The sequence below is a fragment of the Nocardiopsis protaetiae genome, assembly GCF_045446735.1.
GTDB lineage: Bacteria > Actinomycetota > Actinomycetes > Streptosporangiales > Streptosporangiaceae > Nocardiopsis > Nocardiopsis protaetiae.
The window spans coordinates 1-5,575 of the sequence record NZ_JBJJBV010000366.1 but is presented as its reverse complement, the minus strand read 5'-3'; the positions used below and the strand labels follow the sequence as shown (position 1 = coordinate 5,575).

Here is a 5,575-nt window from a genome sequence, read left to right as displayed (position 1 = left end):
TTGAACGGGGTGATGCCCGCGACCACGCCCAGCGGCTGGAGGATGGAGTAGGAGTCCACGCCGGTGGACACGTTCTCGGAGTAGCCGCCCTTGAGCAGGTGCGGGATGCCGCAGGCGAAGTCCACGACCTCCAGGCCCCGGGCCACCTCGCCCTGCGCGTCGGAGAACACCTTGCCGTGCTCGGCGCTGATCGCCGCGGCCAGCTCGTCCCTGTTCGCGCTGAGCAGCTCACGGAACCGGAACAGGATCTGCACCCGCCGCGACAGCGACGTGTCCCGCCAGGCCGGGAACGCGGCCCGGGCCGCGGCCACCGCCGCGTCCACCTCCTCCGCGCCCGCGAGGTCGACGGTGCCGGTGACCGCGCCCGACGCCGGGTTGTAGATGTCGCCCTGGCGCTTGGCCGGGCCCTCGTAGCGGCGTCCGCCGATCCAGTGGGTGACGTGCTTGCCCATGTCTTCTCTCGTCTCCTCGGGTCCGGTCAGGCCTGGGCGTCGACCGCGCGGACGGCGTCCAGCAGCAGGTCGCGGCCCTCGGCGGCGTCGTCGGCGGACAGGGTCAGCGGCGGGGCCATGCGCAGCACGTTGCCGTGCACGCCGCCCTTGCCCACCAGCAGGCCGCGCTCGCGGGCGGCCTCCAGCACCCGCCCGGCCAGCGCCGGGGAGGGGCCGCCGGTCCGCGGGTCGGCCATCTCGATCGCGAACATCAGGCCCTTGCCGCGCACGGCGGACACCGACGGCAGCTCGGTCAGCGGCCGCAGGCCCTCGATGATGAGCGAGCCCTGGCGCAGCGCGTTGCCCTGGAGGTCGTGCTCCAGCACGTAGTCGAGGGTGGCGCCGGCGGCCGCCATCGACACCGGGTTGCCGCCGAAGGTGGCCACGCCCAGCGCCGACAGGCCGTCCATGAGGTCGCCGCGCGCCACGACGCCGCCGACGGCGAAGCCGTTGCCCAGGCCCTTGGCGAAGGTCATCGCGTCCGGGGTCACCCCGTGGGCGCCGATGCCGAAGAAGCTGTCGCCGGTGCGGCCCCAGCCGGTCTGCACCTCGTCGGAGATGAAGAGGATGCCGTGCTCGTCCAGCACCTCCTTGTAGGCGGCGTACAGCCCGTCCGGCGGCATGTTGAACCCGCCCACGCCCTGGATCGGCTCGGCGATCAGACAGGCGACGTTCGGGGCGGCCGTGTCCAGGACGTCGCGCAGGTCGGTGACGCAGGCCTCGATGTACTCCTTCTCCGACATGCCGCGGAACACCGGGGAGGCGTGGTCGGTGCCGTGCAGGTAGTGCACGTTGAGCGGGGACAGGGAGGAGTTCTTCCAGCCGCGGTTGCCGGTGACGGCGATGGTGCCGTAGGAGCGGCCGTGGTAGCTGCCGCGCATGGCCAGCACCTCGTCGCTGCCGCGGGCGCAGGTGGACAGCAGCAGGGCGGTCTCGTTGGCCTCGGTGCCGGAGTTGGTGAAGAACACCTTGGCGTCCGGGATGCCGGACAGGCGGGCGATCTTCTCGGCCAGCTCGACCTGGGAGCGGATCAGGTACAGCGTGGAGGTGTGCACGACGCCCTTGGCGATCTGGCGCTCCACGGCCTCGCGCACCTCGGCCACGTCGTAGCCGAGCATGTTGGTCACGATGCCGGTGAAGAAGTCCAGGTAGGTGCGGCCGTCCGCGTCGGTGACGCGGGAGCCGCTCCCGGAGGCGATCTCCAGCGGGGACTCGTAGTACAGGGGCAACCAGGAGGGCATGACCGCGCGGTGGCGCGAGAGAAGTTCCGACATGCCCCCAGTCTCCCCACCGACCGCGGCCGTGGCCAGAACCACCATGTTGACAACATGCAGGACGGACTTACGACGTGTAAAAGCGCCGCATTCCCTGCTCACCGCGGCGTCCGGCCCGCCGGGACGCCGGAAGCGGTGCACAGTGTCAAGGACGCCCGGCCGGCTTCTGACACTGTGTCCTAGAATGCGAACGTGCTTCCCACCCTTGCCGAGGTCCTGCGCCTCCCCGCCCTCCAGCGCGCCCGCCCCCGTGTCGTGGTCGGCTCCGAGCACCTGGACGTGCCCGTGCGCTGGGTCCACATCGCCGAGGTCACCGACCTGGCGCACCTGCTGCGCGGCGGCGAGCTCGTGCTCAGCACCGGCATCGCCATGCCCGACGACCCGCACGCCCTCAAGCGCTACATCGACGACCTCGCGGCCGTCGGCGTCAGCGGCATCGCCGTCGAGCTGGGCCGCAAGTACCACGCCGAGCTGCCCAAGCCGTTCCTGGACGCCGCCCGCGAGGCCGAGGTCCCGGTGATCCTGCTGGACCGGGAGGCCCGGTTCGTCGAGATCACCGAGGCCGTGCACATCCGGGTCGTCAACGAGCAGCTGGAGGAGCTGCGCGAGTCCGAGAAGCTCCACTCGGTCTTCACCCGGCTGTCGGTGGAGGGCGCCGACACCGAGCGCATCCTGCACGAGATCACCCAGCTGTCCGGCTGCCCGGTGGTCCTGGAGAACCTCTCCCACCAGGTCCTGGCCTGCGACCTCAACGGCGAGGACCCCGGAACGCTGCTCACCTCCTGGGAGAGCCGCTCGCGCGCCGTGCGCACGGGCAGCCGCACCGTCCACGCCCCGGCCACCGGCTGGCTGGTCACCACGGTCGGCGCCCGCGGCCAGGACTGGGGGCGGCTCATCCTCATCGCCGGGGCCAACCCCACCCCGCGCCAGAGCATGCTCATCGAACGGGCCGCCACCACCCTGGCGCTGGGCCGGCTGCTCGAACGCCACCAGGAGAGCCTGGAGCGCCAGACCCACCGCACGATCATCGCGGGCATCATCGACCGCGCCTACTCCGACCCCGAGGAGGCCCTGGTCCGGGCCCGGGCGGTGGGCGTCCCGCTCAACAACCGCGAACTGCTGGGCCTGGTGCTGCGCCTGCGCGAGAACGGCACCGGCCTGGCCGCCCAGGCCCGCCTGTCCGACACCGCCGAGGGCGCCGCCCGCGCCTGCCGCGACCTGCGACTGCCCGCCCTGGTGGGCTCCCTGGACGACCTGAGGGTCGGCGTCCTGCTGGCGCTGCCGCCGCGGCGGCGCGTCGACGCCACCCTGCACATGCTCGCCGACCGGCTGGCGGTGACCGTCGGCGACGCCGCGGTGCTCGCGGTCGGCTCGACCTCCGACGACATCCGCGAGGTGCGCCGCTCCTTCCTGGAGGCGCGCCAGGTGGGGGACGTGGCGGTCCGCCAGAGCGACCGGCGGCCCTTCTACCGCCTGCCCGACCTGCACCTGCGCGGGCTGCTGCACCTGTTCCGCGACGACGAGCGGTTGCAGACCTACGTGGAGCGCGAGCTGGGGCCGCTGCTGGACCACGACGCCCGGCACGGCTCGGACCTCACCGACATGCTCCGGCACTACCTGGCGGCCGGGCGCAACAAGGCGATGGCGGCGGGCAACGCGCATCTGTCCCGGCCGGCGTTCTACGATCGGTTGCGCAGGATCTCCAACGTGCTCGACGCGGACCTGGACTCGGTCGAGACCTGCCTGTCGCTGCACGTGGCGCTGCTGTCACTGGATTCGGTGCGCGATGGACAGCGTTGACCGTCCGGGTCTTCAACAAATGAATAACCGTGCAGTAGCCTTGGAATCCGTTGTAGGGCCGTCGGATCCTGATGAAATCCGACGTTCATACGCACAAAATACGTTGGATTCACGGAGGGCTCTGTGAACGGCCAGTCGGACCCCGCCCCCCAGCGCAGGGGCAACGGCATCGTCCTGGACGAGACCGCCAAGCGCATCATCGAGGTGCTCCAGGAGGACGGCCGCCGGTCCTACGCCGCCATCGGCAAGGCCGTGGGCCTGTCCGAGGCCGCCGTGCGCCAGCGCGTCCAGCGCCTGCTGGAGTCCGGGGTGGTCCAGGTCGTGGGCGTCACCGACCCCATGATGCTCGGCTTCCACCGCCAGGCCATGATCGGCGTGCGCACCGACGGCGACCTCAACGCCGCCGCCGACGTCATCTCCGAGATCCCCGGGGTGGAGTACGTCGTCATCACGGCGGGCTCCTTCGACCTGCTGGTCGAGGTCGTCGCCGAGAACGACGCCCGCCTGCTGGAGATCCTGGCGAACATGCGCGCCGTCGAGTCGGTGGCCTCCACCGAGACCTTCCTCTACCTCAAGCTCCGCAAGCAGACCTACGCCTGGGGCACCCGGTAGGGGGCGATGCCCACCGGATGCGCCCAGGCGCGGGGTGCGCGAGGGCGCCCACGGGGTTCTGGAGGCCCGGAGCGGACGTCTTCGAGGAGAAGTCCGTGGCCGCAGGCCATCCGTTGAGGGTGGCGGTGGGCGACGGGCGGGCGAGGATGTCCGCGTAGGGGCGAAGGTTCCCGTTCCCCGGGCGCCCGAGCACGGGCCGAAGCGGAGCGGAGGCCCGAAGGGGTACAGCTACAGGCGGGCGAACGCGTCGGCCAGGATGTCCAGGCCCTCGTTGAGCAGGTCGTCGCCGATGACCAGCGGCGGCAGCATGCGGATCACGTTGCCGTAGGTGCCCGCGCTCAGCAGGACCAGACCCTGGGAGTGGCAGTACGACAGGACCTTGCCCAGCGACTCCGTGTCCGGGGTCTTGTCGTCCTTGACCAGCTCGATCGCGATCATCGCGCCGCGGCCGCGCACGTCACCGATGACCGGGTGCTCGGCGGCCAGCTTGCGCAGTCGGCCCAGCATCAGGTCGCCGATCTCGCGGGCGCGCCCGACCAGGTCGTCGGACTCGATGGCCTCCAGTGACGCCAGCGCCGCGGCGCAGGCGGTCGGGTTGCCGCCGTAGGTGCCGCCCAGGCCGCCGCCGTGCACGGCGTCCATGAGGTCGGCGCGGCCGGTCACTGCGGCCAGCGGCAGGCCGCCCGCGATGCCCTTGGCGGTGGTGATCAGGTCCGGGACGATGCCCTCGTGCTCGCAGGCGAACATGTGCCCGGTGCGGGCGAAGCCGGTCTGCACCTCGTCGGCGACGAACACGATCCCGTTGGCGCGGCAGAACTCGACCACCGCGGGCAGGAAGCCGGGGGCGGGCTCGATGAAGCCGCCCTCGCCCTGGATCGGCTCGATCACCACGGCGGCGACGTTGTCCGCGCCGATCTGCTTGGTGATCTGGTCGATGACCATGGCCGCGGCCTCGGGGCCGCAGTTCTCCGGGCCGGTCGGCCAGCGGTAGGCGTAGGCCATGGGCATGCGGTGGATCTCGCCGGCGAACGGGCCGAAGCCCTGCTTGTAGGGCATGTTCTTGGCGGTCAGGCCCATGGTGAGGTTGGTGCGGCCGTGGTAGGCGTGGTCGAACACCACGACGGCCTGGCGCCCGGTGGCGCTGCGGGCGATCTTCACCGCGTTCTCGACGGCCTCGGCGCCGGAGTTCAGCAGGATCGAGCGCTTCTCGTGGTCACCGGGGGTGATCCGGTTGAGGGCCTCGCACACGTCCACGTACGCCTCGTACGGGTTGACCATGAAACACGTGTGCGTGAACCGGCCCAGCTGCTCGGCGGAGCGCTCCACCCCGCGCGGGTCGGCGTTGCCGACGTTGGTGACGGCGATGCCCGAGCCGAAGTCGATGAGGGCGTTGCCGTC

Annotated in this window: 5 protein-coding genes; 2 read left to right on the top strand and 3 right to left on the bottom strand. The window is 71.5% G+C overall.

Annotation, left to right across the window (positions count from 1 at the left end; genetic code table 11):
* A partial coding sequence (locus ACJOT3_RS32020; protein WP_406976875.1) for an aldehyde dehydrogenase family protein occupies positions 1-452 on the bottom strand: 452 nt, incomplete at its 3' end.
* Positions 453-478: 26 nt separating this feature from the next.
* Complete coding sequence (locus ACJOT3_RS32015; RefSeq protein WP_406976874.1) at positions 479-1,765, bottom strand: aspartate aminotransferase family protein; 1,287 nt, start codon at positions 1,763-1,765, stop codon at positions 479-481.
* Between the two features lie 192 nt (positions 1,766-1,957).
* Between ACJOT3_RS32015 and ACJOT3_RS32010 the strand changes: the two genes are divergently transcribed.
* Together ACJOT3_RS32010 and ACJOT3_RS32005 are read left to right on the top strand one after the other, a co-directional pair.
* The gene (locus ACJOT3_RS32010) at positions 1,958-3,565 is read left to right on the top strand and encodes a PucR family transcriptional regulator (RefSeq protein ID WP_406976873.1); all 1,608 of its coding nucleotides are present in this window, start codon (positions 1,958-1,960) and stop codon (positions 3,563-3,565) included.
* Between the two features lie 123 nt (positions 3,566-3,688).
* On the top strand, positions 3,689-4,177 hold the full coding sequence (locus tag ACJOT3_RS32005) for an Lrp/AsnC family transcriptional regulator (RefSeq protein WP_406976872.1): 489 nt from the start codon (positions 3,689-3,691) through the stop codon (positions 4,175-4,177).
* Positions 4,178-4,405: 228 nt separating this feature from the next.
* Here ACJOT3_RS32005 and gabT read toward each other — a convergent pair.
* Positions 4,406-5,575: 4-aminobutyrate--2-oxoglutarate transaminase (gabT, locus tag ACJOT3_RS32000; RefSeq protein ID WP_406976871.1), on the bottom strand; the 1,170-nt coding region annotated here is incomplete at its 5' end.

Bases quoted from the DNA above. Each gene is read 5' to 3' on its own strand.
- ACJOT3_RS32015 (WP_406976874.1), bottom strand. From the start codon at position 1,765: ATGTCGGAACTTCTCTCGCGCCACCGCGCGGTCATGCCCTCCTGGTTG.